A 24,939-nucleotide genomic window follows, 5' to 3' on the forward strand; every position below is an offset into this window, starting at 1 on the left:
TAACTGAGGTGAATGACTTGTTCTTAACCCTATTCTAACTGGTCAATCATTAAGCGTCTGTATAAGTGTTAATATCGTGCATGAACACCCTCACCCAAATAGGTCTATCTTATGATCCAGAGCTTAAAGTTTGTGAGCACCAAAGATGGTGAGCAAGTTGCCATTTGGAAAGTTGAAAGTGCCACCAATGACAGCACTACAATGAAAAGGCAAAATATACTCCTAACCCATGGTACGTTTTCAGACAAAAAAGTATGTTTAGGTATTGCTAACTATCTCGCCAAGCTTGGCCATGTTTGCTATATCATGGAATGGCGCGGTCATGGAGATAGTCCGAAACCAACAGCAAAGTTTAATTTTGAAACCATCGCTACTTATGATTTTGCTGCAACTTTTCAGTATCTATTTGATGATTTAGAGCTAGACAACTTGCACTGTGTCACTCACAGCGGCGGCGGTATTTGCTTGACGATGTTTTTGATTCAAAACCCTTGCTATATCGATAAAATAAATAGCATCATTTTGTTTGCCTGCCAAGCCTATGGTGCTGCCCTAGATCCAAGCAGCTATGCCAAAGTTTTTGCCATCAAGACCTTTAATCGCTTGCTTGGGTTTATCCCTGCCAAGCTGCTAAAGCTTGGGACAGTCAATGAAAGCTATGACACTATGGCGCAGTGGTTTGATTGGAACCTACATAAAAACTTTAATAGCAGCTTTGTTAAAGCAATTGATATTACTGATAGTGGCACCGGCGATATTGATAACATACATACGAATAAGACGCCTAAAGATACGAGTAATGATAAGTGTCTTGACTATCGACAGTATATGGCAATGATTACCACGCCCATCTATGCTATCAGCGGTAGTGGCGATCACCTTATCGCTCCATCTCACGGGTGTCAGCTGTTTTTCGATGAGTTTAATCATTCTGCCAACATATTTTATGAGTTTTCCAAAAGTAATGGCCACTTAGAGGATTACAATCATAGCCGTATTATGGCGAGTAGAAACGCTGCCAAAGAAGTCTGGCCAACTGTAGCGACCTGGATTGACAAGCATACCATCTAGCGTCGGTAATCTTAGGGCAAAACATCTTTATACTTGTCAGTCGCTAAGTGCTTATGTCAGTATGAGCAACAATAAACGGTGATAGATGCACACACAATCAGCTTAAAGTAGGAACTTGACGCATATGAATGACGCAGCAACAGATAATAAAAACAACCGGTTTAAATATTTAGTCTTTATCGGCCGCTTTCAACCCTTTCACTTCGGTCATAAGGCTGTGATCGACCAAGCGTTAGCATGTGCCGACGAGGTCATTATGCTCATCGGCTCTGCTAACTTACCACGCAGCTTGCGCAATCCTTTTTCGGTCACTGAACGTACGACAATGATCAAAGGTGCTTTTTCAGCTGATGAGGCCGCTCGTATTCATTGTGTCGGGTTAGATGATGCGCTATATAACGACACCCGCTGGCTACAATATGTACAAGCAGGGGTTAAGTCAGTCACCGGTGATCTAGATGCTGATATCGGTTTAATCGGACACTCTAAAGACAACTCCTCCTATTATTTATCCTTATTTCCAAACTGGAGGTCTCTGTCTGTACCCAACTATAAGAACCTCTCCTCTACGCCCATTCGTGACGGGTACCTGATGGGCGTATCCCCTTGGCTATATACCCCTGAGTCCACTCACCAAGTATTAAGCGACTTTAAAAATACTGCCGAATATGAGCGTCTGCACGAAGAAGCCTGCTTTATTTATGACTACAAAAAACAATGGGAGTCGGCACCGTTTCCACCAGTGTTTATGACTACGGATGCAGTGGTCGTACAGTCAGGGCATATCCTACTTGTTGAGCGGCGCAATCTACCTGGGCATGGACTGTGGGCTCTGCCAGGCGGGTTTGTTGATCAAAAAGAAACCTTGTTTGATGCCTGTATTCGAGAGCTACGTGAAGAAACCAATCTACAGGTCTCTGACTTAGCATTACATCGCTCTCGCCACAGTCAACATACCTTTGATGACCCTTACCGATCTGCTCGTGGTCGTACCATTACCCAAACGTATTTTTTCCGTCTAGAAAATGACCCAAAAGGGCTGCCGAAGGTCGAAGGCGGTGATGACGCAGTGCGGGCATTTTGGTTGCCGCTGGCAGAGCTTGATGCCAAGATGATGTTTGAGGACCACTATGCCATCATCATCAAAATGGTTGGGCTATAGACTTATTCCATTTAAAAAATAAAAGGCTGATGCAATGTACACAGGTAACTTAAATAATCTGATTCTCAATTCAGACAGCTATAAGACCTCACACTGGCTACAGTACCCCCCGGGTAGCGAGTATATGTCAAGCTATGTCGAGGCTCGCAAAGGGAGTCACGATGTGCTGTTTTTTGGCTTGCAAGCCTTTATCAAAGAATACCTACAAGCGCCGATTACCATGGCACATATCGATGAGGCTGAAGCGGTCATAACCGCCCATGGCCTGCCATTTAATCGCACCGGTTGGCAGCGTTTGGTTGAGAAGCATGATGGGTTTTTACCTGTGCGTATCCAAGCAGTGCCCGAAGGCAGTATCGTGCCTGTGTCCAATGTCGTCTGCCAGATCGTCAATACTGACCCTGAGTTTTATTGGCTACCAAGCTATCTTGAGACGGCCTTATTACGTGCGATTTGGTATCCTTCTACCGTTGCCAGCTTGTCTTATTTTTGCAAAAACGTCATCAAAGCAGCGCTACAAAAGTCTGCTGATAGTGTTGATGCCCTACCCTTTAAGTTGCATGATTTTGGTGCCCGTGGTGGGTCAAGCATGGAGACCATTGCACTGGGTAGTCTTGCCAATTTGGTGAACTTTTCCGGCACAGACAGTATGACGGCTTTGGTTGCTGCCAGCCGCTGGTATGATATGGATAAAGACATGCCAGCATTCTCCATTCCGGCTGCTGAACACAGCACCATGACCGCTTGGGGGCGACAGCGTGAAACGCAGGCCTATGACAATATGCTCGAACAATTTGGCGGTGCAGGCAATACTGTCGCTGTCGTATCAGACAGCTATGACTTGTGGAATGCCATTGACAATATCTGGGGTGATGCACTTAAGAATAAGGTCGAGACCATGGGCGGCACCTTGGTCATACGCCCTGACAGCGGCAACCCTGCCGAGGTTGTCTGTGAGGCCTTACAGCGATTGACAGCAAGGTTTGGTGCAACCACTAATAGTAAAGGCTATAAGATCCTACCTGACTATGTACGTCTCATTCAAGGCGATGGTATTAATCCGCAAAGCATCGGTAAAATACTAGATACTGTCATGGCAGCTGGCTTTAGCGCTGACAACGTCACTTTTGGGATGGGCGGCGGTCTGCTACAACAAGTGAACCGAGACACCATGAGCTGGGCGATGAAGGCCAGTGCCATTTGTATCGATGGTGAATGGAGCGATATCTTTAAAGACCCTATTACCAGTCAAGCCAAACGCTCCAAAAAAGGACGGTTGGCATTGATTAAACGTGCAGACGACAGTCTAGAAACCATCAAAGAAGACGCCTTAAAAGACCCAGCAGAAAATCTACTACAGGACGTGTTTGTCGATGGTAAGTTGCTCGTTGATGAGAGTCTTACCACGATTCGGGAGCGTACAGGATGGTAGCTTCTACTAAGATAAGAGCCGTGCCAAAAGCCGTCATGATTGCCAAAGATGTGTTACTCGTGCCTATATACCTCTATCAAGGTCACAAGGTGAAGCGTGATACCGTGCGCTTGTCAGAACCAAAAGGCGAGCGCCACGGTAGCGTTGGGTTAAATACGACAAACGACTACTTGCCTATATTAAAAGTTATGATTGTTGGCGACTCTGCCGCTGCAGGTGTTGGTACTTTGACGCAGCAAGAGGCACTGGCGGGCAAGCTGATACCTGCGCTACAACAACACGCTATTATCACACAAAACTATTCAGCGCTTAACTGGTCACTGCAGGCCACCACTGGGCATACCAGTTTTGATATCTTGCGCCGATTATACGTCTTGCCAGTACCGAGCACACCCATTAACGTCATGGTTCTGAGTGTGGGTGTCAACGACGCTACGAGCAACGTCTCAACGACTACATGGCGACAACAGCTAAAAGACATTATTACTATTGCGAGGCGTAAATTTGGTGTACAACATTTAATATTTTCAAGTTTACCACCGATGGCAAAAATGCCGGCGCTACCCACGCCCTTAAATGACTTTATGGGGGCAAAATCTGACAAGCTTGATAAAGTATTGCAGCACGTTTGTCATGAACATACAGACGTTCATTATATGGCAGCGGACTTTGCACATATGGCGCAGCAGCATGGTAATGGTGCATCTATAGACAGTCAGGTTATGTTTGCCAGCGATGGCTTTCATCCAAGCTCTATCACTTATGGCTATTGGGCGCAGCAACTTGCTGAGCTGATAAACGACATATTGAGCACAGAGTGTTAACTGTATTACCAAGTATATTAAACCCAAAAAACCGCTGACTGATCAGCGGTTTTTTGGGTTTTCTGCTACTACTACAGTTATAGCAGCACTCAAGCAAAATAAGCTTAAGGGCTGGATATAAATTATTCTGCAGATTTTTTCTTACGGCCACCAAAAGCACCAAAGCGCTTGTTAAAGCTAGCAACACGGCCTTCAGTAGACGTTTTACGCTGCTCGCCCGTGTAGAATGGATGTGACGCACTTGAGATATCAAGTGGATAGTATGGGTACTCAACGCCTTCATACTCACGAGTAGATTTGGTATTGACTGTTGAACGAGTTAGGAAGTACACGTCAGCATTCGTGTCATGAAACAGTACTTCTTTATAGTTAGGATGGATATCTTTACGCATAATATGCTCTCTATGTCCGATGTATGCATCTGTTATATCGTTAACTGCATACGTAACTGAGGCACTAAGGGCACCTACAAGTCTGGCAATTGCATCACTGGCTTATTCCAGCATCCAACACCACACTTTTACTCTCTTAGCCTTCCCCAGCGGGAAAATTAAAGAGCGATTTTAACGGTTTTTAGGGATTGGTGCAAGTCAATATGCGTGAATAAAACACCGTTAATACCCCTGCCACATCGAAAATAAACGAACGCTAAAAGCAGGATTGCAGTCTTAGTGTTGAATACTCTAAAGCAACTTATATTACTTTTAAGGCCCATATTTTGTTCTATATTATCACGTCACATCCATATTGACACAACTGTAAATAAAAATTCAGTTACGATACAGGACTGCTTGATTATGTTAACTTTTGTTGATATCTTATATATTCATTATAACAAATTATCCATAAAAACAAACATTTCCATAGTTGTTACGAAGCAATAATTTCAGTAAAGGCGATTCTAACAACAACACAACAACAATCTAAATAGCGCAGAAGCTCTAAAAATGCATAGAACACATGTCGAGCTAATCGATATTGATGAGAACTGGGATAAACAAGCGCTGGATTATAAATGTGACATATATCATTTATCTAAATGGCTTCATGCTTCCATCATTATAGATGGTGGAACTCCAAAAGGCATCATGGCGCAGTATAATAATAAGAAAATACTGATTCCAATCATCGTCAGAACCATCGATGATGAGTATTGGGATGCCACATCCACTTATGGCTACGGCGGCCCATTAATTGACAGTACTTTAACCAATCAAGACATAGACACCATATTAGAAGAGATACGCCACTTTCTTTATCATAAGGGCTGTGTTTCTTTGTTTATGAGGCTACATCCAATCATTAATAAAGACTGGTTACCCACTGTCGGTACAGCTCTCACACATGGGCTAACCTTATATTCTGACTTAAGTAAATCTGAAGATGAGCACTGGAAGGAAACACAAAACCAACACCGCAGAGGAATCAAAAAAGCGCTGAAGACGGATGTGACGGTAGAAGCAGAAACGCTCACTGTAGAGCGTGCGATGATGTTTTCAAACATCTACAAAGAGACCATGCAAAACGTTAAAGCCGACCAGTACTACTTCTTCGACGACAGCTACTTCTGTGATCTGGCTAAAAACCTACAAGACAGAATCCTATTGCTCACAGCTTATAAAGACGATATTGCGATTGCTTCTTCTATTTACACCCTATGTAAAGAATCAGGAATCATGCAGTTTCATCTGGGCGGTACACTTAGTGACTATAGAAAACTGCAAGCTTCTAAGCTGATTACTCATGTTGCTAGAGACTGGGGAAGACAAAACGCATATGACACCCTCCATCTAGGCGGCGGAGTTGGTGCCAAGTTAGATGCTCTATATGAGTATAAAAAAGGGTTTAGCTCTGGAGAGCTGGTGTTCAAAACCTACAGGCTGGTGGTTAATACAGCTAAATATGAGCAGCTGGTAGCAGATATCGGGCTGCCTGAAGAAGACCTAACCTCAGAGTACTTTCCATTGTATAGAAAGAGAGTGACCGAAACACAGGATTTAGAGGAGGCTTTATAACCAAACAGCCCTCTTGAACTCAAGCACAATCAGTCGCATATCAAGACCATAAGCACACACTCAAAAACAGTGACAAATGCACTTTTGGTAAGGATATGGCAAACACAATGACTCAAACTTTCACAGCAAACGACACTGAGTTTGCTAAAAGCGACTCTGTGCCTGATAAAAAAACGAATAACCAATCAAAAAAACGGGTGGGTATTTTGGGCGGTGGAACAGCAGGCGCAACGATAGCCATTCGTCTTGCAGCATTGGGTCTCGATACTTATCTCTTTGAAAAAAAGCACTCACTAATCGATGGGCCGCCCATGTGTCATCTACATGCAGGCGGCAATCTTTATCGTGAAATTCCTGATGAGGACTGCGTGGCATTACTCGAGCAATGTATCGATATCTTGCGCCTATACCCTTATACCATAGACGTACGTCCTACCGTGTTTGCTGTGCCCACTCGCGATAAAGGGTCGCCAGAGGACCTGCTGCCTCGTCTTGATGTTTTGACAGATGCCTATCGCAAACTGATCACCAAAGACCCCGACAATGAAGTCCTGGGTAAGCCTGAGCATTATTATCAGCTCTATAGTCATGAACAGTTGATTGCACTCTCTGAACGTGAGCAAGTCGCCACGCCGAGCAGTGTTGACGAGTGGATGATACCGGTTGCTAAATACTTAGACCTCAACAAAGTTAAATTTCCCCTGATTGTGGTACAAGAGTATGGTTGGAATATATTTCGTTTGGCCGCCTCCGCTCAGTTGGCGTTAGAAGAATATGACAATGCTCATGTTTTCACTGATACCAAAGTCCAGCAAGTGATGCCGGTGGACTGTGAGAACTGTACCAATGCCGACCACCATGTTACTAGGTGGCGTATTGATTATCAGCAAACACATCAGCCTGATGCTGAGTCTATAGAAGTTGACTATTTAATCAATGCTTGTGGTTTTCGTACCGGTGTCATAGATGATATGGTCGGTGTCGATGTCAAACGCATGGTAGAGTTTAAGTCTTCTTATATCACCCATTGGGATGATGCTGGCGGGCAGATACCAGAGATTATCGTGTATGGTGAGCGAGGCACGCCAGATGGTATGGCACAGCTGACCCCTTATCCAGGGGGTTACTTTCAGATTCATGGTATGAGTAAAGCCATCACTTTGTTCGATGATGGTCTGGTAGCTTCTAACAAGTACAGCGCTCAACCTAAACTGCCCAATCAGTATGTGCACTACATTGAAGATGGCTGGGACAAAACCCCGCTACAAGCTCGTAGCCAAAAATCTATTGATTACATCGCTGAGTTTGTGCCCACCTTTAATAGTGCACGTAGCGTTGGCAATGCACTGTATGGCGGACAACAAATCCCGGGGACAGATGACACGCTGCGGGTAGCTGATGTCAGCTTATACCCCAATATACGTTATGCACGTGCAGAAAACGTCAAAGCCTCATCGACCTTGATGGCCGCTGATGAGATCGTTGAGCAGCTTATGGAGGTTGATTTAATAGACCACGACACGCCAGCCAATCGTCAGCGTTACGCCCATCAATGGCAATATCTTGCTCATAACAATAGCATGACTGTCGACAAGCTGGCACATACTTTGGCTGCAGCACGTGGATTTCCAGTGGCGATGGCCAAGGTCAATAACAGTATTGACCAAACCACAATCAAGCGCTCCGCATAACTTGGGCGCTTAATAGTCGTCTTTACTATGGGTTGATTGCAGAGTTTTGGGTAGGGTCTTATTTCCCTACCATTTTTTCTGTATCGACCTCATCGTCAATCTTGACCACCACATGTAACAAGTCGATGGCTTCATCAATGCTGTTACAGACTACCAAACGATCAAGATCCTGCTGCTTCATAAAGCCTTGCTCAGTGGTATATTTTAGATGCTCGATCAGCGTGTCGTAAAAGCCATTGATATTAAGAATGATCATGGGTTTTTCGTGTTGGTATAGCTGACGCCAAGTTGCAATTTCCATGATTTCTTCTAGGGTACCAAGCCCACCTGGCAAGGTAATAAAGGCGTCCGCATATTCTGCCATGACGGTCTTGCGTGTGTGCATGGTGTCTGTCAGATGCAAACGTGTCAGCTTTTGATGAGCAATCTCATGTTTGAGCATAAAGGTTGGAATCACCCCTACTGCCTGTGCCCCTGAGTTAATGACCTCGTCAGCCACCGCACCCATAAGCCCAATGCTTGCACCACCGTATACCAAACCCAAACCATTTTTTGCCAAAGCCTGACCCAACTCACGGGCAGCTTTTTCATAGACTTCATCATTGCCCGAGCGTGAACCACAATAGACAGCGACCAATGGCATGGCTAGCGTGGACTTGTCTACCGCTTTTTCGATATGGGTAATATCTTGACTGGTTAATACTTCATAATTGGTATTGTTGATGTTCATTTGCATAGGGTTTCCTTAAGTTTTTATGTCGATTGTTATTTTTTAGAGTGTCTTATTATTTATTGTTGATAAATATCTATATTAGAGTTGACCCACTTGAAAGCCAATACCGTACTCCTAGGAAAATGAGTGTTGCGCAGTATCAACAAAATACAGCACGTAAATAAAACCTCTACCAGTCGTACGGTGACATTAGCGTATCCGTTTATTGCAAACTCACTATAACACACGTCATCTGATCTCACGGCAATAAAGACGCTTTGACATGGTTTCAATGATGGCCAGTTATCAAGGATGATAAGCTCAGTCCTTAATTTTATTAGACGCCTCTGCTTCGACACATTTAGTCAAAGCCGAATACAATGACGGCTGCAGGTTATGGATACTAGCCAGCATCCATTTTGCATAGCTGATGGGCACGTCTTTAATGAGCTTGCCCTTATGCTTACCGAAAGGCATCTTGCGCATAGGCTGAGCGGTATTGGAAATCTTATGCGCCTCAGCAAAATCAGTCGGTGCAATATCAAGGCGCTCGCAGCAAGCTTGATAGAGCAGATAGCACATGCGTGCGCATCATGGGCGGCTGCCGTCATCTGACGGGCTGCAGACTGGCCGATTAACTGCTCAATACACTTTGACTGACCGTAATAACGCCATTCTGGAAAAGCCTCTCGTGCTAGACGTACCGTACATATCAGCTTGGTAGAAGGACGGCCAATGACTCGCCAATCAAAGCGTACATTATGACCAATCAAATACTCTGATAATTCAAATTTCTCTAGCTTAAAACACTCCAGACCAGCCACATCCTCATCGGTAATACCATGTACTTTGATGACCACTGGTGAGATGGATCTGCCACTATTAAAATACTTCATCCACTCAAAACCCGTCGCTACATTAATAGTTGCCACCTGAATCGGCCTTGGATCACTGCCTTGGTCTGTTTCCGTATCGATAATCAGTGCGGTATGAGTCATAGCAGTTTAACCATATGTAGCAGCATTTATTTTGGCATAATATTTTATCTAGGTGAGGTTTTGTGTAAAGTGTGACAAGAAACGTTATATTTATGGGGATAAAAGCTCGATAAAACAATACCATACCAGTGCTACAAAATAAGGCCCTTAGACTGTCATTAGGGCGTACCCTTGAGTCAATCGATAAACATTTAGATGAGGATATGTTCTAATAACTCTATAATAAACCATCAAACCGATAAAGAGAGCTCAATGATAGCTGATGACGATAAGCACCCACCAAAACCCACCCTGTTTAGCCGTCTGCTCCGCTTACTGATCAGAGCGGCGATGCTGCTTGTATTGCTGTTTGTATTGGACAAACTCCTTCCAAGCATCAGCCAACAAACCCAGTCTTTTGTCGTCGCTAAGTGGCAACAGCTCAGCCTACTACAGCAAGAGTTGCCAACAGAAAACAGCCTGCCCAGCCCATTACCAGGACAGCATCTAACTGATACTTGGGGCGCAGCACGTAGCCAAGGACGCTCTCACGAAGGCATCGATATCTTTGCCCCTAGAGGTACACCAATACAGTCAACAACGCAAGGCATCGTCAGCAAGGTTGGAGAGAATACTTTAGGCGGGCGTGTGGTGGTCGTCGTTGGGCCTGGCGGTGCAGGACATTATTATGCGCATTTAGAAGACTATGCGGATATCAGTCCAAACGATTGGGTAAATGCCGGCGATATCATCGGTTATGTCGGCGACAGTGGCAACGCTAAAGGCACACCGCCACATGTACATTACGGCGTATATATCAATGGTAGTGCTGTCAATCCTTATCCACTTTTGCAAAAAGACTAAATATCAGAGCGGAGCAGCTGTGCGCACATGACTGATTGGAAACACGGCGCTAAAAGTCGAGCCCTTGCCTTCTGTAGATTCAATTTGTAAGTTTGCGTCATATTGATACAAGACGTGCTTTACAATCGCCAGCCCTAGTCCTGTACCACCTGTGGCACGGCTGCGACCTTTATCGATACGATAAAAGCGCTCGGTCAAACGGGCGATATGTTGCGGCTCAATACCGATACCGTCATCCTCAACAGAAAACTGGCAGCCATCAGAGGTTCTTGCCCAGCTGATCGTTATGTTGCCGCCTTTTGGCGTGTATTTAATCGCATTGATGACCAAGTTCGACAAGGCGCTATTTAAGTACATCTCTGAGCCATATAAGCCGTCGTAGGTATCTATTTGCAAATGAATACTATGATTGTATTCCGTGTTGTAGGCTTGCGCATCATCGTAAATATGCGTAAGCAGTTTGGTCATATCTATATAGTGTAGCTCATGCGTCTCTTCTATCTCAATTCGAGACAGCAGCAATAAGTCGTTGACAATCCTATTCATACGCGCTGTCTGCTGGGTCATCAGCTCAAACCCACGTTGCCAGTGCGGCGGCATATCGGGTTGACCTGAGAAGTTCTCAAGGTAGCCCATCATGACTGTCAATGGGGTGCGCAGCTCATGCGAGACATTTGCTACAAAGTCACGGCGCATTTGCTCTAAATGATGCAGGCGCGTCACATCATAGATAATCAATAGCTTTTCGTCACCAAACGGGGTGAGCTCGCATTTAAGATAACGCTTAGGATCTCGCCAAGATGCCATGTGGACACCATCGTTGGGTTTCGTCATGCTCTGATAGTACTGACGAAATTCAGGCACAGTAATAAAATCAAAAATGCACTTGCCTTTATCGTTTGATTGTAACAACAATAAGTCTTCAGCCGCCTGATTCCACCACTCCAAGCTATCATCGTCATTTAGCAATATCACCGCATCTTGCAGTGCCCGTAATGAGCTTCTGATCTTTTTAAGCTGACCCATTACGTCTTGCTGAGCGACTTGATCTTGCTGCATACCCTGCTGTTCATTTTCCATAGTCATCTATCATCCTTACCATTAGTCGCTATAGTCAGTACTGGGGCGTGTCCTCAATTCAATCAATCGTCATTTAAATGGGCTAAAAATGGTTAAATGTTGCCAAACAGCGGCAAATAGCGAGTTAATATCTCGATATTATCAGCGCTATTTTTCTTGTTTGTCTGCCATTTATCTCATTTTTATCACCATTTTTAAAATGAGGACACGCCCTAAATAAAATCGATACATTATTAATAGTCACGTGCTCCTGGTATAAATTTTACTTGCTTGCTGTGCCTACGCCGACAGAGGCTGCGCAAAATTTATCTCAGGAGCACTGTATCGTTTTTATAATGAATCAACTATACGCTGCAAGCCATATACCATTCTGCCAAGCTGCTTTATACGTTTTCAACCAGACTAGAGAAACGATAGCCGGTACCACGCACGGTTTGAATTAAAGTATCGCAGCCATGAGGCTTTAAAAGCTTACGTAAGCGTCTGATATGGACATCTATGGTCCGATCTTCGATGTAGACATTGCCACCCCATACCTGATCAAGCAGCTGTGTGCGGGTATAAGCACGCTCCGGATGACTCATAAAAAACGCCAAGAGACGATATTCTGTTGGGCCAACTTCAATGCTTTTGCCACTTACAGTGACCCGCTGGCTTTTGGGATCGAGGCTCAACTTCCCCACGTCGATGGACTTATCAGCACTCAGTGCACTACTGCGACGCAAGACGGCTTTGATTCTCGAAATCAGCTCACGTGTTGAAAAAGGCTTGGTCATATAGTCATCAGCGCCAGCATCAAGGCCATGAACCTTGCTGTCCTCTTCACTTTTGGCCGTCAGCATGATGACAGGTATCTCAGCGAGCAACTCATCGTTTTTGAGCATGCGACAAAAATCAATGCCGCTTTTGTCTCCAGGGAGCATCCAGTCTAGTAAGATAAGCGCAGGACGGTGATCAACCACTTGCTGATGCGCTTCTGAGACATCAGTCGCCTGCAAGCTATCAAACCCCGCCATCTCTAAGGTCATGACCACCATCTCACGAATCGCAGGCTCATCTTCAACGATTAAAATCTGCTCATTATACATACAACAACCTTGTTATTACGCACTCTTAAAAGGGTTAAAGGCAAAAAACACCACAGCAATTGCCAATCTGAGTCTATTAAACGTCTTAATTATGACAGTTTGATGACAATTAGAATCTAATCCATTTTTAGTGATTTATGCCAATCTGAGTCTATTAAACGTCTTAATTATGACAGTTTGATGACAATTAGAATCTAAACCATTTTTAGTGATTTAAGTCCTAACGATTCACGACACCTCTAGTAAGAAGTTTAGCGGTCCATCATTGACACTCTCAACTTGCATATTGGCACCGAATTGACCGTTAGCAACTTTGGCATACTGTGTGTCGGCATAAGCGACCAGCTGCTCAAACAGCACTTGTGCCGCATCAGGTGTCATTGCTGGACCAAAGTCAGGGCGACGGCCTTTGTCTGTCTTTGCCATCAAGGTAAACTGCGGCACCAGCAATAACCCGCCAGCAACTTGCTGCACATTTAAATCCAGCTTGCCATACTTCGCTGGGTCGCTCTCATTCTCAAAAATACGATAAGTCAGAATTTTATCGATCATCCGCTGTGCATTCTCTAAGCTATCGTCATGCCCCAAACCAATATATGCCAATATACCCTGATCAATTGAGCCGACACAGCTTTCATCAACGGTGACGCTGGCACGATTGACCCGCTGGATAAGTGCTCTCATTGATTACCTCCTTTAACGATTATGGTCATACCCTCAGATGCTGACCATGATAAAATATAAAGATGAATGATTCCCTGATGCTACTTTCTAATTTTAATAACGATATTGGTCACCTATCATGAATTTATTTACCACCATTCAACAGTTTGTGCCACAACAAAAAATCAGCAAAGCTGCTGGCCGTTTGGCCGCCAGTCGTCACCCTATGGTGAAACGTGCTTTTATCCGTAGCTTTGCCAAGGCCTATGATATCAGCTTAGATGATTATGAGCGTCAAAGCCTGAATGCTTATGAGAGCTTTAATGACTTTTTTACTCGTGAGCTCAAAGATGACGCCCGTACTATCGATACCCGCACAGATGGCATCGTCAGCCCTGCTGATGGAATGATCTCTCAGTTGGGACAAATAAAAAAGCATAAGCTACTTCAAGCCAAAGGCAAGCATTACGATATCGGTCAGCTGCTTGCTGATAATAAAGATGGCGACTACTTCGCTGATGGCAGCTTTGCTACAGTCTATCTCGCCCCTAGCAACTATCACCGTGTACACATGCCATTTGCAGGCACTTTGACTACCACCCGTTATGTACCTGGCACTCTGTTTTCGGTGAATAATACTACGGCGGCTAATGTGCCTGATTTGTTTGCCCGCAACGAGCGTTTGGTTTGTCTGTTTGATACCGAGTATGGCAAAGCTGCTGTTGTCTTGGTTGGGGCGATGATTGTCGCTGGTATCGAAACCGTAGCCACAGGCAAGATCACCCGTACTGATGATATTCAAGAAGCGAATCACAACATGAAGCTTGAAAAAGGCGATGAGCTTGGTCGCTTTTATCTCGGCTCCACGGCGATTGTGGTATTGCCAAAAGATGCAGGTATGGCTTGGCAAGATACGATGGCACATGGCACTACTGTACAAATGGGACAACTGCTGGGTATGGTAAACCGCACCAAATAAACCCTAAATGTCAATAAAGGCCAGTGCTGTGCTGCATATTACACTGACCTCCTACCCTTAAACTGCTCCAATCAATCAAGAACTGAGCGCTGTATGGTACAGAGCTCAGTCTTTTTTATGACCAGACCATGACAACTGATGTGACTATTTTATCAGGTTGCTAATGGTTTTAAATGCAGGGTCTTTACTGCTACGACACAGCTCAAACAAGATGGATTCAACCGTCGTTATGACCGCGCCGGCACGGCGGATACGGCGAATGGCTTGCTTTTTATCATAAGGGAACCTTGAGCCCACCGCATCAGCCACAATCACAGGCTGCATACCATTATCGAGCAAGTCCAACGCTGTTTGCATGACACAGACATGCGCCTCTACGCCAAACAGTAATATGGTGCTGCGGTTTTGTTGCGCCAGATAATTCCATGAATCATCATTATCACAGGCACTAAACGTGACTTTTTCAAAGCTTTTGGCATTATCGCCTTCTAAGACTTCAAGAATCTCGGGCAAAGTATCGCCTAGACCTTTTTTATATTGCTCATTGAGCATGACAGGAATATCGAGCGCTTGCAGCCCTTTAATCAAAGTAATGATCTTTTTGACGATGTTTTCATTGTCAAAGATATGCGGCGCCAAACGCTCTTGCACGTCTATCAGCATGGCTTGTGTGTTTTCACGGGCGATACGATAGGTGCGGTCGGTAATTATAGTAGATGACATAGTACATACACTCCTTGTACGCTTGCAGCAACTGGCTGCAGACCAAATAACAGGGTTATTTATAGTTATAAGATACGCTCTTATTTAGTCATATTTTGTTCAGTCCGTCAATGAACATCCTCTGCAGTAACAACTTATGCACACTGTGCCATCAATAACACACTGGGCTGTGGCCAATAAAAAAGCTCTCAGCCAATAACTGAGAGCTTTTACTAATACAACTATCTATCTTTTATTAAATCACTGTAAATTGCGTTGTGACCCTAAAAGCTTACACCCGCTCAATGATAGTCGAGATACCTTGACCCAGACCGATACACATGGTCGCAAGGCCGATTTCAGTATCCATCTGCTCCATCGCATTTAGCAAAGTCACGGTGATACGCGCACCAGAACAGCCAAGCGGATGACCTAATGCAATAGCGCCACCATTGATGTTGACGATGTCTTGCTTGTCCGTCAAGTTCAGTGCTTTTAGGACGGATAAGCCTTGCGCTGCAAACGCTTCGTTGAGCTCGATGGTCTGCATGTCATCAAGACTCATGCCAGCACGCTTCAGCGCTTTTTGCGTGGCAGGGACCGGACCGTAACCCATGATCGCCGCATCACAACCAGCGACTGCCATGCTACGGATACGAGCACGAGGCTTAAGACCTAAGTCTTGAGCTTTTTGAGCGCTCATGACCAACATGGCTGCTGCACCATCAGAAAGCGCAGAAGATGTCGCTGCTGTCACCGTACCACCTTTTGGATCAAAGGCGGGACGCAGCTTTTGCATTTGCTCTAAGGTAGCATCTGGACGAATCACTTCATCGACGGTACACAGCTGCAAGCGACCTTCACTATCATGGCCTTCGATACCGACGATCTCATTGTCAAAACGGCCTTCGGTAGTCGCTGCCCAAGCGCGGCGATGCGACTCCAGACCAAAGGCGTCTTGCTCTTCGCGGCTGATGTTATTCATACGACCAAGCATCTCGGCCGTCAAGCCCATCATGTTTGAAGCTTTGGCATAGTGCTTAGAGGCTGCTGGGTTGAGATCGATGCCATGCATCATCCCCACGTGACCCATGTGCTCGACACCGCCAATGATGAAGGTATCGCCTTGATTGGTCATGATTTGTGCAGCGGCAGTGTGTAGCGCTTGCATAGACGAGCCGCACAGACGGTTAACCGTTTGCCCGCCTGTGGTCTTTGGAATACCAGCCAGCAGACCGATGTTACGACCGATGTTCATGCCCTGCTCTAGGGTTTGGTTGACACAGCCCCAAATGATATCTTCGACATCATTGGTATCAAAGTCATTACGCTCAACCAACGCACGTACCAGTTCAGCTGATAAATTGTCTGCACGTACATGACGGAACATACCGTTTTTGGTTTTGCCCATCGCTGAACGCACACCGTCTACGATGACCACATCTTTTGGACTTAAAGTTGTCATACTATCTTCCTTTTCAATTTTTATTGTCAGTAACCGTAAGCACTTTTTTATGTTGATTATGAATAGTCATCTAAAACGCCTACGGATACGGCACTTATCCTATTTTGGTATATTCATTAAGCGGTTGGGTAAAACGTCTCGCCTGCTGCTGCCATGTCACGAATCTTTTGCGGGGCTTCATAAGCTTTACCAAGGTGCGCATATTTCTCGCACAGTGCTAGATAATTATCTAGACCCATCTGGTCGATATAGCGGCAAGGACCACCACGGAATGGTGGGAAGCCAACGCCCATAATCATCGCCATATCTGCCTCGCTTGGCGTGTCAACGATGTTGTCTTCTAGGCAGCGTACCGTTTCGTTACAAAACGCCAGCATGGTGCGATCGATAATGGTCTGATCATCAAACGCTTGCTTGTCGCTATCAGTGGTTTCTTGTAGCAAGGCATAAGTGGCATCATCAGCGACTTTCTTTGGCTTACCACGCTTATCCGTTTCGTACTTATAGAAACCAACGCCGTTTTTCTGACCCAAACGCTCGTTCTCGTATAGATGTTTGATAGCACCTTTGTAGTCAGGCTTCATGCGATCTGGGAAGCCTTCGGCCATGACTTCTGCGCCATGTACACCTGTATCTAGACCGACAACGTCGATGAGATACGCAGGGCCCATTGGCCAGCCAAATTTTTCCATGACTTTATCGACATGGACGAAGTCAGCGCCTTCTTTAAGCAGCAAATCAAAGGCACCAAAGTACGGGAACAGCACACGGTTGACTAAGAAGCCTGGGCAGTCATTGACGACGACAGGGACTTTGCCCATTTTCGAGGCCAGCGCCACGGTCGTCGCAATGGCTTCTTCAGAAGACTTCTCGCCACGGATAACCTCTACCAGTGGCATACGGTGAACTGGGTTAAAGAAGTGCATACCGACGAAGTTTTCTGGACGCTCAAGTACTGTCGCCAGATGGGTGATAGAAATCGTTGACGTGTTCGAAGCCAAAATCGCATCTTCTTTTACCAAGCCTTCGACTTCTTTGAGTACGGCATGCTTCACTTTGGGGTTCTCTACCACCGCTTCGATGACGATGTCAGTCTCCGCAAAGTCGCCATAATTCAGCGTTGGACGAATACGGCTTAGAGTTTCACCCATTTTCGCTGGCGTCATCTTTTTGCGATCGACCATTTTGCTTAGTATCTTACTGGCCTCACCCATACCCAAATCTAATTGCTCAGACTTGATGTCCTTCATGATGATTGGCAAGCCTTTGCTTGCAGCCTGATACGCAATACCGCCGCCCATGATACCTGCACCCAGTACGGCAGCTTCATTGATATCGTGTGCTTGCTTGCTGTGTTTTTTCGCTAGTTTTTTGACCAGCTGATCGTTTAAGAATAGGCCAACCAAGCTCTCGGCTTGTGGCGTTTTCGCCGCTTTGGCAAAGTAAGTCGCTTCCACTTCAATCGCTTTGTCACGTGGCAGATTGACATGCTTTTCGATCGCTTCGATAGCGAGTGCTGGCGCAGGGTACTGTTTTGGATTGGCTTTAGAGAAAATCATGCCTTTGGCGCTATTAAACGCCATCGCTTGCTCAAGCTGATTGAGTTTAACAGGATTGAGCTTTTCTTCACGCTTGGCCTGCCAATCAATCTCACCTGAGATGCATTTTTTGACCAAGTCTACTGCCGCATCTTGCAAATCATCAGCAGCGACAGAGGCGTCGACCAGGCCTAACTCTAGCGCTTCTAATGCTTTTTTGGGCTTGCCAGTAGCGATAAGCTCAAGCGCATTGTCGATGCCGATTACACGGGTACTACGCACCGTACCACCAAAGCCTGGGAAAATACCCAATTGCGTCTCTGGTAAGCCGATAATGGCTTTGTCACTCATAACACGGTATTCACATACTAATGCCATTTCACAACCGCCGCCAAGCGCTGCACCATTGATAGCCGCTACTTTCGGGAATGGCAAGTCTTCGAAGCGATTAAAGGTATCATTAATACCGACCACCCAGTCTTTAATCTCGCTTTCTGGGTTTTTAAACGAGCCGACAAACTCAGTAATATCAGCACCAGCGATAAACACGCCTTTACTTGAGGTCACGATCAGACCTTTTACCTCATCAGACTGCTCCAGTGCATTGACTGCCTCGGTAAACTGCTTATTGGTCTCAGCATCGAACTTGTTGACGCTCTCGTTTTCGGCGTTGTACTGCATGTTGGCGATGCCATCTTCTAGCATTGTCACCGTGATGCGATTTCCTTGATATACCATTTGAAACTCCTTGCTATGTTATAAAAGCGATGTGTTAATTATGATGACAGCCAGCTTTAACATGAAAAAATAGCTGACTGTTAGTATGTGTTGTTATTATCCTGATGGCTTTTAATCAGATTCAAACTTAACGGCCCAAACAAACTTGCACATCATTAGACCGTTTTTGACGTCAATTAGTGTAGGGGATTATGCCCCTGACTGTCACAGTATAATGCCAGACTCATAAGTCACTATAAATCATTGGCAAATACATCTGAGGCAGACTGTGGTTTTTATTAGCCAGACTCATAACCTACTCCCTCATCAAACCATATGCAACCGACAAGTTAAATCATTAATACGTAACTGATATCGGCTATCAGTCAAGTAGTCATGTCAGCGCTATCAGCTATCGTGATACACTAGCACCATTTCTACCTTTATTCATCTTGTGGTTGGTTGAGTTATGTCCGTTTCTTCTGTCCCTCGCTTTGTCCCTTTCACTGACTTCAAGTCGTTTCATAGTGCTCTACGTGTGCAGTTGGCACAAGATATCGAGCTGTTGTTTGACTATGCCAAACTACCCAGCCCATTAGCAGATGCCTGCCGTTATGTCATGACAGGTCAGGGCAAGTTGGTACGTCCATTATTGGTCGCCAGTAGCTTTGCGACGGTCGATACCAGCATCTGTACTTCTCACTATAGCAGTGTCCTAGCCGACGATAGAAGCAGCGATCATACAGCAGCACCGCCTAACCTAGAGACGCAACTAGAGAGTGACTCACGCTATGATATGTGCCGCCGTGCAGCGCTAGCGGTGGAGTTACTACATACCTACTCTCTGGTACATGATGACTTGCCCTGTATGGACGATGACGACCTACGCCGTGGTCAACCCACCGCTCATATCGTTTTTGAGGAGTCAACGGCCATGCTGGCAGGTGATGTGCTGCAGACACTGGCCTTTGAAGTCCTGACAGCGGAGCTGCCAAGCTTTGCGCCTTTTGATAGCCATATCGCCAGTCAGCTGTTGGCGATATTTGCCCCTCGTGCTCGGCGGATGGTGTCAGGTCAGATGCTTGATCTCAATGCTGAGGCCACTGCAGATATTACCCAAGCAGACCTAGAGGCCATTCACCGTGACAAAACAGGGGCACTCATCGAGGCGGCGATGCTCATGGGCGGGGTGTGTGCTGGCGCCACTGCCCAAGAGCGTATAGCGCTACAAGACTGTGCGCAGCACATTGGTCTCGCCTTTCAAGTGCAAGATGACATCTTGGATGTCACTACCACGACTGATGATTTGGGCAAACCTGCCGGCAGCGATGAAAAGCTAGACAAGTCTACTTATGCCAAGCTCATGGGCGTCGAGGCGGCGAAAGACTACGCCCAATCACTATTTGATGACGGCCGCACGGCCATCAACCGTGAGCTTGGTAGCCATGAAGTTGCCCGTAATAATGACTTGGCACTATTGGCGGTCATTGAATGGCTATGGAACAGAAAAAAATAATCACGCTCACATCTTCAGCAGTTTCTAATCATGAATAACTCTCCTACCCCGCGTATCTACCTTGGCACAGGCGGCTATAGCGATACCGACCTACTCGGTACGCTGTATCCAACTGGCACTAAGAAGACAGACTTTTTGCGTGAATATGCTCGTCAATACGGTGCCGTAGAGATCAACAGCACCTTTTATGCCCCAATCGGGCAAAAAGCCTTTGCTGGTATGATCAATAAGGCCTATGTGCAAGCAGACAGTCAGCTGAAGTTTGCCGTCAAGCTGCATCAAGACTTTACTCATGCACGTAAAGGCACAAGTGAGCATGCGCAAGCGTTTCTAAATGCCCTCACGCCACTTATCGAAGCGGATGCGCTAGCGCCATTACTGCTGCAATTCCCGCACGGCTTTGATCGTACCCGTGAGCATCGGCTGTATCTGGCAAGTCTCGTCAGTTGGTTTAAGGACTACCCGTTAGCCGTTGAGTTTCGTCATAATGGCTGGCATACCCCGCAGGTGGTCGATAGCTTTATCGAGCAAGGTCTGATTTGGTGTAGCGTGGATTATCCCAAAGTCAGCGGCCTACCACCGTCACGGTTGATATTTACCGAGCGTACTGGTTACCTGCGTATGCATGGTAATAATCTAAACTGGTGGGATGCGATGAGCGCAGCCGACCGTCATGATTATCGCTATAGCGAGGCGGAAATGCAGGACTGGGCACAAGCGATTGCCAATCAACGTCAGCACTTTGATACGCTGTATATCTTTTTTCAAAATACCACCAAGGCGCATGCTTATTATAATATTGCCATGCTGAGGGAAGCGTTAGCGGCGCATAACTTTGAGGTGCTTTGAGTTTGATAAAACTGTTAAGCAATAGGGGGCGTCCAGTACCCCAAAAAAATTTATTCAAAAAAAATTGATGTGTAGAACGCGCCCTGATTTTCAATTTATTGCAATCATGACTTTTTGTTTTATTTATTTTTTTAAAATATAGCTGTTCTATTTAGGAGTATATACATGCTTATCTGGTTTATAGTCGGAGCGATAGTCTTATCTATAATAGTATTTAACTATTATGGGAGCAGTAGAGAATCTGATTTTTTTAAGCTAATTAAAAACTTAGCCTATCAAGGTAACCCGCGCGATCAAGTAAATCTTGCAATGATGTATTATCAAGGTAACGGTGTGCGTAAAGACTTTACTAAAGCGATTGAGTGGGCAGAAAAAGCTGCTATGCAAGGTAGTTCTGATGCGTTATTTGCTATTGGTATAATGTATACCAATAAGAATGACCTCAAGGCGTTTGAATCGTACTTACAATCAGCTATACAGGGTAATATAAACGCTAAAGAGATGACAGGTCTCATGTATAAGGAAGGCAGAGGCGTAAAGCAAGATCACACTAAGGCGTTTGAATGGATGCAAAAAGCTGCTATGCAAGATCACATTAATGCTCAGAATGAGCTTGGTCTCATGTATAAGGAAGGCAGAGGCGTAAAACAAGATCACACCAAGGCATTTGAATGGATACAAAAAGCTGCTATGCAAGATCACGCTAATGCTCAGAATCAGCTTGGTGCGATATATGATGAAGGAAGAATTGTACAACAAGACTATACCAAGGCATTTACTTGGTATTTAAAAGCGGCAATGCAAGGTAATGTACAAGCTCAATTTAATCTTAGTGGAATGTACTATCAAGGCAAAGGCATACAGCAAAATAAGGCTGAAGCACTTCGTTGGTTAGATAAATCTTGTCAGAATGGATACAAGGATGCCTGTAGAGCTTATCGAGCCTTGAACTAAGAATAGGTCACTACATGCAAAACCAAACTATATGAACTCAATCCCATGGCTGTTGTTCTTTGTCAGTAGCATACCTAGCCATAGCCATTAAAGCATTTTTACCCTTATAAAGATTGCCTTCGGAATAAAAACCCTCGAAATACAATCTAGAAAAACAGTTATAAAAGTAAATTCTAACCTGATGAGATTCGTTCAAGGGAAATTCGCTAGAGTCTGAAAAGCGATCCTGAATATGAGTTGTTATCAAGGTTAAGATTATAACGTCTGAAGCATAAATTCTAGAGCCTGAGAATATTTTTTTGAACTCACTCTGTGAAATTATATTTGCTCTCTCTAACAAACTTCCAGTTTCAAGTAAGATGGTATGACTCATTACTTCTCGTTCTTTTTTACTTCCTCCTTTAGCTAGTACTATCCATTCATTAAAGGGTCTAAGCGTTAACTGGGTAGCATTTTTAAAAGAAAAAAGCCCTCTCATAAAAAGAAATAAAACTATTGTTATCACAGCAATTATTAAAAAAGTTTCCACTATTACCTCTAAAAAGTATATTAGAAAACTTAAATACAGCAAGTGTCGTTCCAACATTAGCACAAACTAGCTATAGTTCATTAAACCAAAAAAGGACGCCTCGCAGCGTCCTTTTTTCAAATCAAATACTTAGTGTTTAATACTTACTCTTCAACACCAGCATCTTGACCTTTATATTTTGCGTTGGCGTAGTCCCAGTTCACTAGCTTGTCTAGGAACGTATCAACATAGTCAGGACGACGGTTACGATAGTCGACATAGTACGCATGTTCCCATACGTCACACGTCAATACCGCTACTTGACCGTCAGCCAATGGTGTACCAGCATTGCCTGTCTTAGTGATAGACAGCTTGCCACCTACCTTGTCAGCGACCAACCATGCCCAACCTGAACCAAACTGTGAGGTTGCAGCATTTTTGAACTCTTCACGGAACTTATCATAGCTACCGAAATCTTCTTCGATTTTGGCTTTTAGATCACCCGTTGGCTCACCGCCACCATTGTCTGGCGTCATGCAGTTCCAGTAGAAAGTGTGGTTCCACACTTGTGCTGCTTGGTTAAACATGCCTTGCTTGCTGTCATCTTTTGCTGTGGCTTCGATGATCTCTGGCAATGTTTTGTCTTCTAGACCAGAACCAGGTAGCAACTCATTTAATTTATTCACATAAGCGGCGTGGTGCTTATCATGATGGTATTCTAGAGTTTCGGCACTGATATGTGGCTCAAGCGCATCTTTTGCATACGGTAGATCTGGTAGAGTAATCTTTGACATAATTATTTTATCCTTGCTTATTAAGCCACTCATATTTTGCTGAAGTCAGCATCTGAGCGCTGATATACAAAATATCGAGCTAAATTGGCTGAGTTTATTGTTAAGGTATGAATATATTGCTTGATGCGCAATGACGCATCACAATGAATTTAACCAACACTATATCGCCAGTCACTTACTGCCAAATATACTGTTAACTTTAAATTCACAAGCGATAAGCTATAATTCACTGTAGCTTGATAACCATTATAGCAAGAGTAACTGACAATATCAGTTACCGAATGTTATAGACAGCGGTTACTGGTGCTCACCTGTCAAAATCTGGCGAAAACTTGCAAAAATCAAGTTTTTTTGACCAAAATTGACCATAATGGCGCTAAAGCACAAGCTGCTTTAGAAAGTGCTATTCTAACCAGTCGCCTGCTGACTATGAGCAGTGACAATCCTATACTAGGTATTGGGTAAAATACAACCTCTGTACCCGGCTATCTATAGTCGTTTTAATTATATTCATCTATATATTTACGGACATATCCTATGAGCACTGCTGTATCGTCTTCCACCTCTAGTCACAACCAATGGGTACTCGCCAGTAACAACAAAGGCAAACTTGCAGAGCTGCAAAGGCTGTTCGCTGAAGCGAATCTTGGTGTTAGCATCGTACCCCAAGGACAGCTGGATATCGAAGATGCGGTAGAAGACGGGCTTAGCTTTGTCGAAAACGCCATTATAAAGGCACGTCATGCCAGTCGTATCAGCGGTCTACCTGCCATCGCCGATGATTCAGGTCTGTGCGTGCCTGTACTCGGTAACGCACCTGGCATCTACTCAGCTCGCTATGCAGGCGTGCATGGCAACGATGCAATGAACAATGCCAAACTCATCGAAGATTTACAGCCTATTCGTGACGCACGGCCAGATATGCCCATCGAAGGGATATTTGTATGTGTCTTAGCACTGGTGCGTCATGCCGAAGATCCATTACCGATTATTGCACAAGGTTTATGGCAAGGTGAAATCTTAGAGGCACCACAAGGCGATGGTGGCTTTGGTTATGACCCACTGTTTTGGTTGCCAGATCGGCAAGCGACGGCAGCAAGCTTAAATGCTGCAGACAAAAACAGCATCAGTCATCGGGGGCAAGCGATCAGTAAACTACTGACGCAGCTGTCGATATAAAGCAAACCGACCGTAAACAGATATTTTTTACTTTAATTAACAGATAGATTATACTGTTCTACTTTTAAAATTTTATTGTAAGAAGTCGATTGTATTAACCGCCTAAGATAGCGCATGATTATTGAGATGCATTAGGTGTCATAGCTGACGACTTATTAT

At 44.8% G+C, this 24,939-nt stretch carries 23 protein-coding genes and 1 pseudogene; 12 read left to right on the plus strand and 12 right to left on the minus strand.

Annotated elements, in window-relative coordinates; genetic code table 11:
- Nucleotides 1-111 precede the first annotated feature (111 nt).
- From J3492_RS08805 to J3492_RS08820, 4 genes are all read left to right on the plus strand, one after another.
- On the plus strand, nt 112-1,071 hold the full coding sequence (locus J3492_RS08805; protein WP_207991689.1) for an alpha/beta fold hydrolase: 960 nt from the start codon (nt 112-114) through the stop codon (nt 1,069-1,071).
- Between the two features lie 124 nt (nt 1,072-1,195).
- Nucleotides 1,196-2,233: a bifunctional nicotinamide-nucleotide adenylyltransferase/Nudix hydroxylase gene (locus tag J3492_RS08810; RefSeq protein ID WP_207991690.1), complete on the plus strand. Its 1,038-nt coding sequence runs from the start codon at nt 1,196-1,198 to the stop codon at nt 2,231-2,233.
- A gap of 34 nt (nt 2,234-2,267) precedes the next feature.
- A complete protein-coding gene (locus J3492_RS08815) occupies nt 2,268-3,665 on the plus strand; it encodes a nicotinate phosphoribosyltransferase (protein ID WP_207991691.1) in 1,398 nt (465 codons plus the stop codon).
- On the plus strand, nt 3,659-4,489 hold the full coding sequence (locus tag J3492_RS08820; protein ID WP_207991692.1) for an SGNH/GDSL hydrolase family protein: 831 nt from the start codon (nt 3,659-3,661) through the stop codon (nt 4,487-4,489). Before J3492_RS08815 ends, J3492_RS08820 begins: the two co-directional genes overlap by 7 nt.
- Before the next feature lie 122 nt (nt 4,490-4,611).
- On the opposite strand, the gene J3492_RS08825 is transcribed toward J3492_RS08820, so the two are convergent.
- Nucleotides 4,612-4,881, minus strand: coding sequence for a type B 50S ribosomal protein L31 (locus J3492_RS08825; protein ID WP_207991693.1), 270 nt, complete (start codon nt 4,879-4,881; stop codon nt 4,612-4,614).
- Between the two features lie 555 nt (nt 4,882-5,436).
- On the opposite strand from J3492_RS08825, the gene J3492_RS08830 reads away from it, so the two are divergent.
- A complete protein-coding gene (locus tag J3492_RS08830) occupies nt 5,437-6,504 on the plus strand; it encodes a GNAT family N-acetyltransferase (protein ID WP_207991694.1) in 1,068 nt (355 codons plus the stop codon).
- Between the two features lie 95 nt (nt 6,505-6,599).
- Complete coding sequence (locus J3492_RS08835; RefSeq protein WP_243453188.1) at nt 6,600-8,195, plus strand: FAD-dependent oxidoreductase; 1,596 nt, start codon at nt 6,600-6,602, stop codon at nt 8,193-8,195.
- A gap of 58 nt (nt 8,196-8,253) precedes the next feature.
- Here the strand turns inward: J3492_RS08835 and J3492_RS08840 are convergent, their stop codons facing one another.
- The 3 genes and pseudogenes from J3492_RS08840 to J3492_RS13440 form a co-directional block, all read right to left on the minus strand.
- Nucleotides 8,254-8,931 (minus strand): LOG family protein, encoded by a 678-nt coding sequence (locus J3492_RS08840; protein WP_207991695.1) that lies wholly within the window; start codon nt 8,929-8,931, stop codon nt 8,254-8,256.
- A gap of 297 nt (nt 8,932-9,228) precedes the next feature.
- On the minus strand, nt 9,229-9,489 hold the full coding sequence (locus tag J3492_RS13435) for a putative quorum-sensing-regulated virulence factor (protein WP_341534104.1): 261 nt from the start codon (nt 9,487-9,489) through the stop codon (nt 9,229-9,231).
- A 212-nt stretch (nt 9,490-9,701) separates the two neighbouring features.
- Nucleotides 9,702-9,905, minus strand: a pseudogene (locus J3492_RS13440) (putative quorum-sensing-regulated virulence factor); the annotation flags it as partial.
- Nucleotides 9,906-10,157: 252 nt separating this feature from the next.
- On the opposite strand from J3492_RS13440, the gene J3492_RS08850 reads away from it, so the two are divergent.
- On the plus strand, nt 10,158-10,748 hold the full coding sequence (locus tag J3492_RS08850) for a M23 family metallopeptidase (protein WP_243453190.1): 591 nt from the start codon (nt 10,158-10,160) through the stop codon (nt 10,746-10,748).
- 3 nt (nt 10,749-10,751) lie between these two features.
- On the opposite strand, the gene phoR is transcribed toward J3492_RS08850, so the two are convergent.
- The 3 genes from phoR to dtd all read right to left on the minus strand — a co-directional run bounded on the left by phoR (nt 10,752) and on the right by dtd (nt 13,600).
- Complete coding sequence (phoR, locus tag J3492_RS08855; RefSeq protein WP_207991696.1) at nt 10,752-11,834, minus strand: phosphate regulon sensor histidine kinase PhoR; 1,083 nt, start codon at nt 11,832-11,834, stop codon at nt 10,752-10,754.
- Nucleotides 11,835-12,211: 377 nt separating this feature from the next.
- The gene (phoB, locus tag J3492_RS08860) at nt 12,212-12,916 is read right to left on the minus strand and encodes a phosphate regulon transcriptional regulator PhoB (protein ID WP_207991697.1); all 705 of its coding nucleotides are present in this window, start codon (nt 12,914-12,916) and stop codon (nt 12,212-12,214) included.
- A 228-nt stretch (nt 12,917-13,144) separates the two neighbouring features.
- Entirely contained in the window at nt 13,145-13,600 is a 456-nt protein-coding gene (gene dtd, locus J3492_RS08865; RefSeq protein WP_207991698.1) for a D-aminoacyl-tRNA deacylase, read from the minus strand.
- Between the two features lie 118 nt (nt 13,601-13,718).
- On the opposite strand from dtd, the gene asd reads away from it, so the two are divergent.
- Entirely contained in the window at nt 13,719-14,558 is an 840-nt protein-coding gene (gene asd, locus J3492_RS08870) for an archaetidylserine decarboxylase (RefSeq protein WP_207991699.1), read from the plus strand.
- 144 nt (nt 14,559-14,702) lie between these two features.
- On the opposite strand, the gene J3492_RS08875 is transcribed toward asd, so the two are convergent.
- From J3492_RS08875 to fadB, 3 genes are all read right to left on the minus strand, one after another.
- The gene (locus J3492_RS08875) at nt 14,703-15,281 is read right to left on the minus strand and encodes a hydrolase (protein ID WP_207991700.1); all 579 of its coding nucleotides are present in this window, start codon (nt 15,279-15,281) and stop codon (nt 14,703-14,705) included.
- 271 nt (nt 15,282-15,552) lie between these two features.
- Nucleotides 15,553-16,725, minus strand: a complete 1,173-nt coding sequence (gene fadA, locus J3492_RS08880) for an acetyl-CoA C-acyltransferase FadA (protein ID WP_207991701.1) — start codon at nt 16,723-16,725, stop codon at nt 15,553-15,555.
- A gap of 116 nt (nt 16,726-16,841) precedes the next feature.
- Nucleotides 16,842-19,001, minus strand: a complete 2,160-nt coding sequence (gene fadB, locus J3492_RS08885; RefSeq protein ID WP_207991702.1) for a fatty acid oxidation complex subunit alpha FadB — start codon at nt 18,999-19,001, stop codon at nt 16,842-16,844.
- Between the two features lie 448 nt (nt 19,002-19,449).
- Here fadB and J3492_RS08890 point away from each other — a divergent pair, with 448 nt between their 5' ends.
- The 3 genes from J3492_RS08890 to J3492_RS08900 all read left to right on the plus strand — a co-directional run bounded on the left by J3492_RS08890 (nt 19,450) and on the right by J3492_RS08900 (nt 22,299).
- Nucleotides 19,450-20,496 (plus strand): polyprenyl synthetase family protein, encoded by a 1,047-nt coding sequence (locus J3492_RS08890; protein WP_207991703.1) that lies wholly within the window; start codon nt 19,450-19,452, stop codon nt 20,494-20,496.
- 30 nt (nt 20,497-20,526) lie between these two features.
- Nucleotides 20,527-21,345, plus strand: a complete 819-nt coding sequence (locus J3492_RS08895) for a DUF72 domain-containing protein (protein ID WP_207991704.1) — start codon at nt 20,527-20,529, stop codon at nt 21,343-21,345.
- A 165-nt stretch (nt 21,346-21,510) separates the two neighbouring features.
- Nucleotides 21,511-22,299 carry a tetratricopeptide repeat protein gene (locus J3492_RS08900; protein WP_207991705.1) on the plus strand — a complete coding sequence of 263 codons (789 nt, stop codon included), beginning with the start codon at nt 21,511-21,513 and terminating at the stop codon, nt 22,297-22,299.
- 37 nt (nt 22,300-22,336) lie between these two features.
- Here J3492_RS08900 and J3492_RS08905 read toward each other — a convergent pair whose 3' ends face one another.
- The gene (locus tag J3492_RS08905) at nt 22,337-22,828 is read right to left on the minus strand and encodes a hypothetical protein (RefSeq protein ID WP_207991706.1); all 492 of its coding nucleotides are present in this window, start codon (nt 22,826-22,828) and stop codon (nt 22,337-22,339) included.
- Between the two features lie 143 nt (nt 22,829-22,971).
- The gene (locus J3492_RS08910) at nt 22,972-23,601 is read right to left on the minus strand and encodes a superoxide dismutase (RefSeq protein WP_207991707.1); all 630 of its coding nucleotides are present in this window, start codon (nt 23,599-23,601) and stop codon (nt 22,972-22,974) included.
- Nucleotides 23,602-24,138: 537 nt separating this feature from the next.
- Between J3492_RS08910 and rdgB the strand changes: the two genes are divergently transcribed.
- Nucleotides 24,139-24,780, plus strand: a complete 642-nt coding sequence (gene rdgB / locus J3492_RS08915; RefSeq protein WP_207991708.1) for an RdgB/HAM1 family non-canonical purine NTP pyrophosphatase — start codon at nt 24,139-24,141, stop codon at nt 24,778-24,780.
- Nucleotides 24,781-24,939 lie beyond the last annotated feature (159 nt).

Source organism: Psychrobacter coccoides, from assembly GCF_017498085.1.
In the GTDB taxonomy this organism is placed as follows: domain Bacteria; phylum Pseudomonadota; class Gammaproteobacteria; order Pseudomonadales; family Moraxellaceae; genus Psychrobacter; species Psychrobacter coccoides.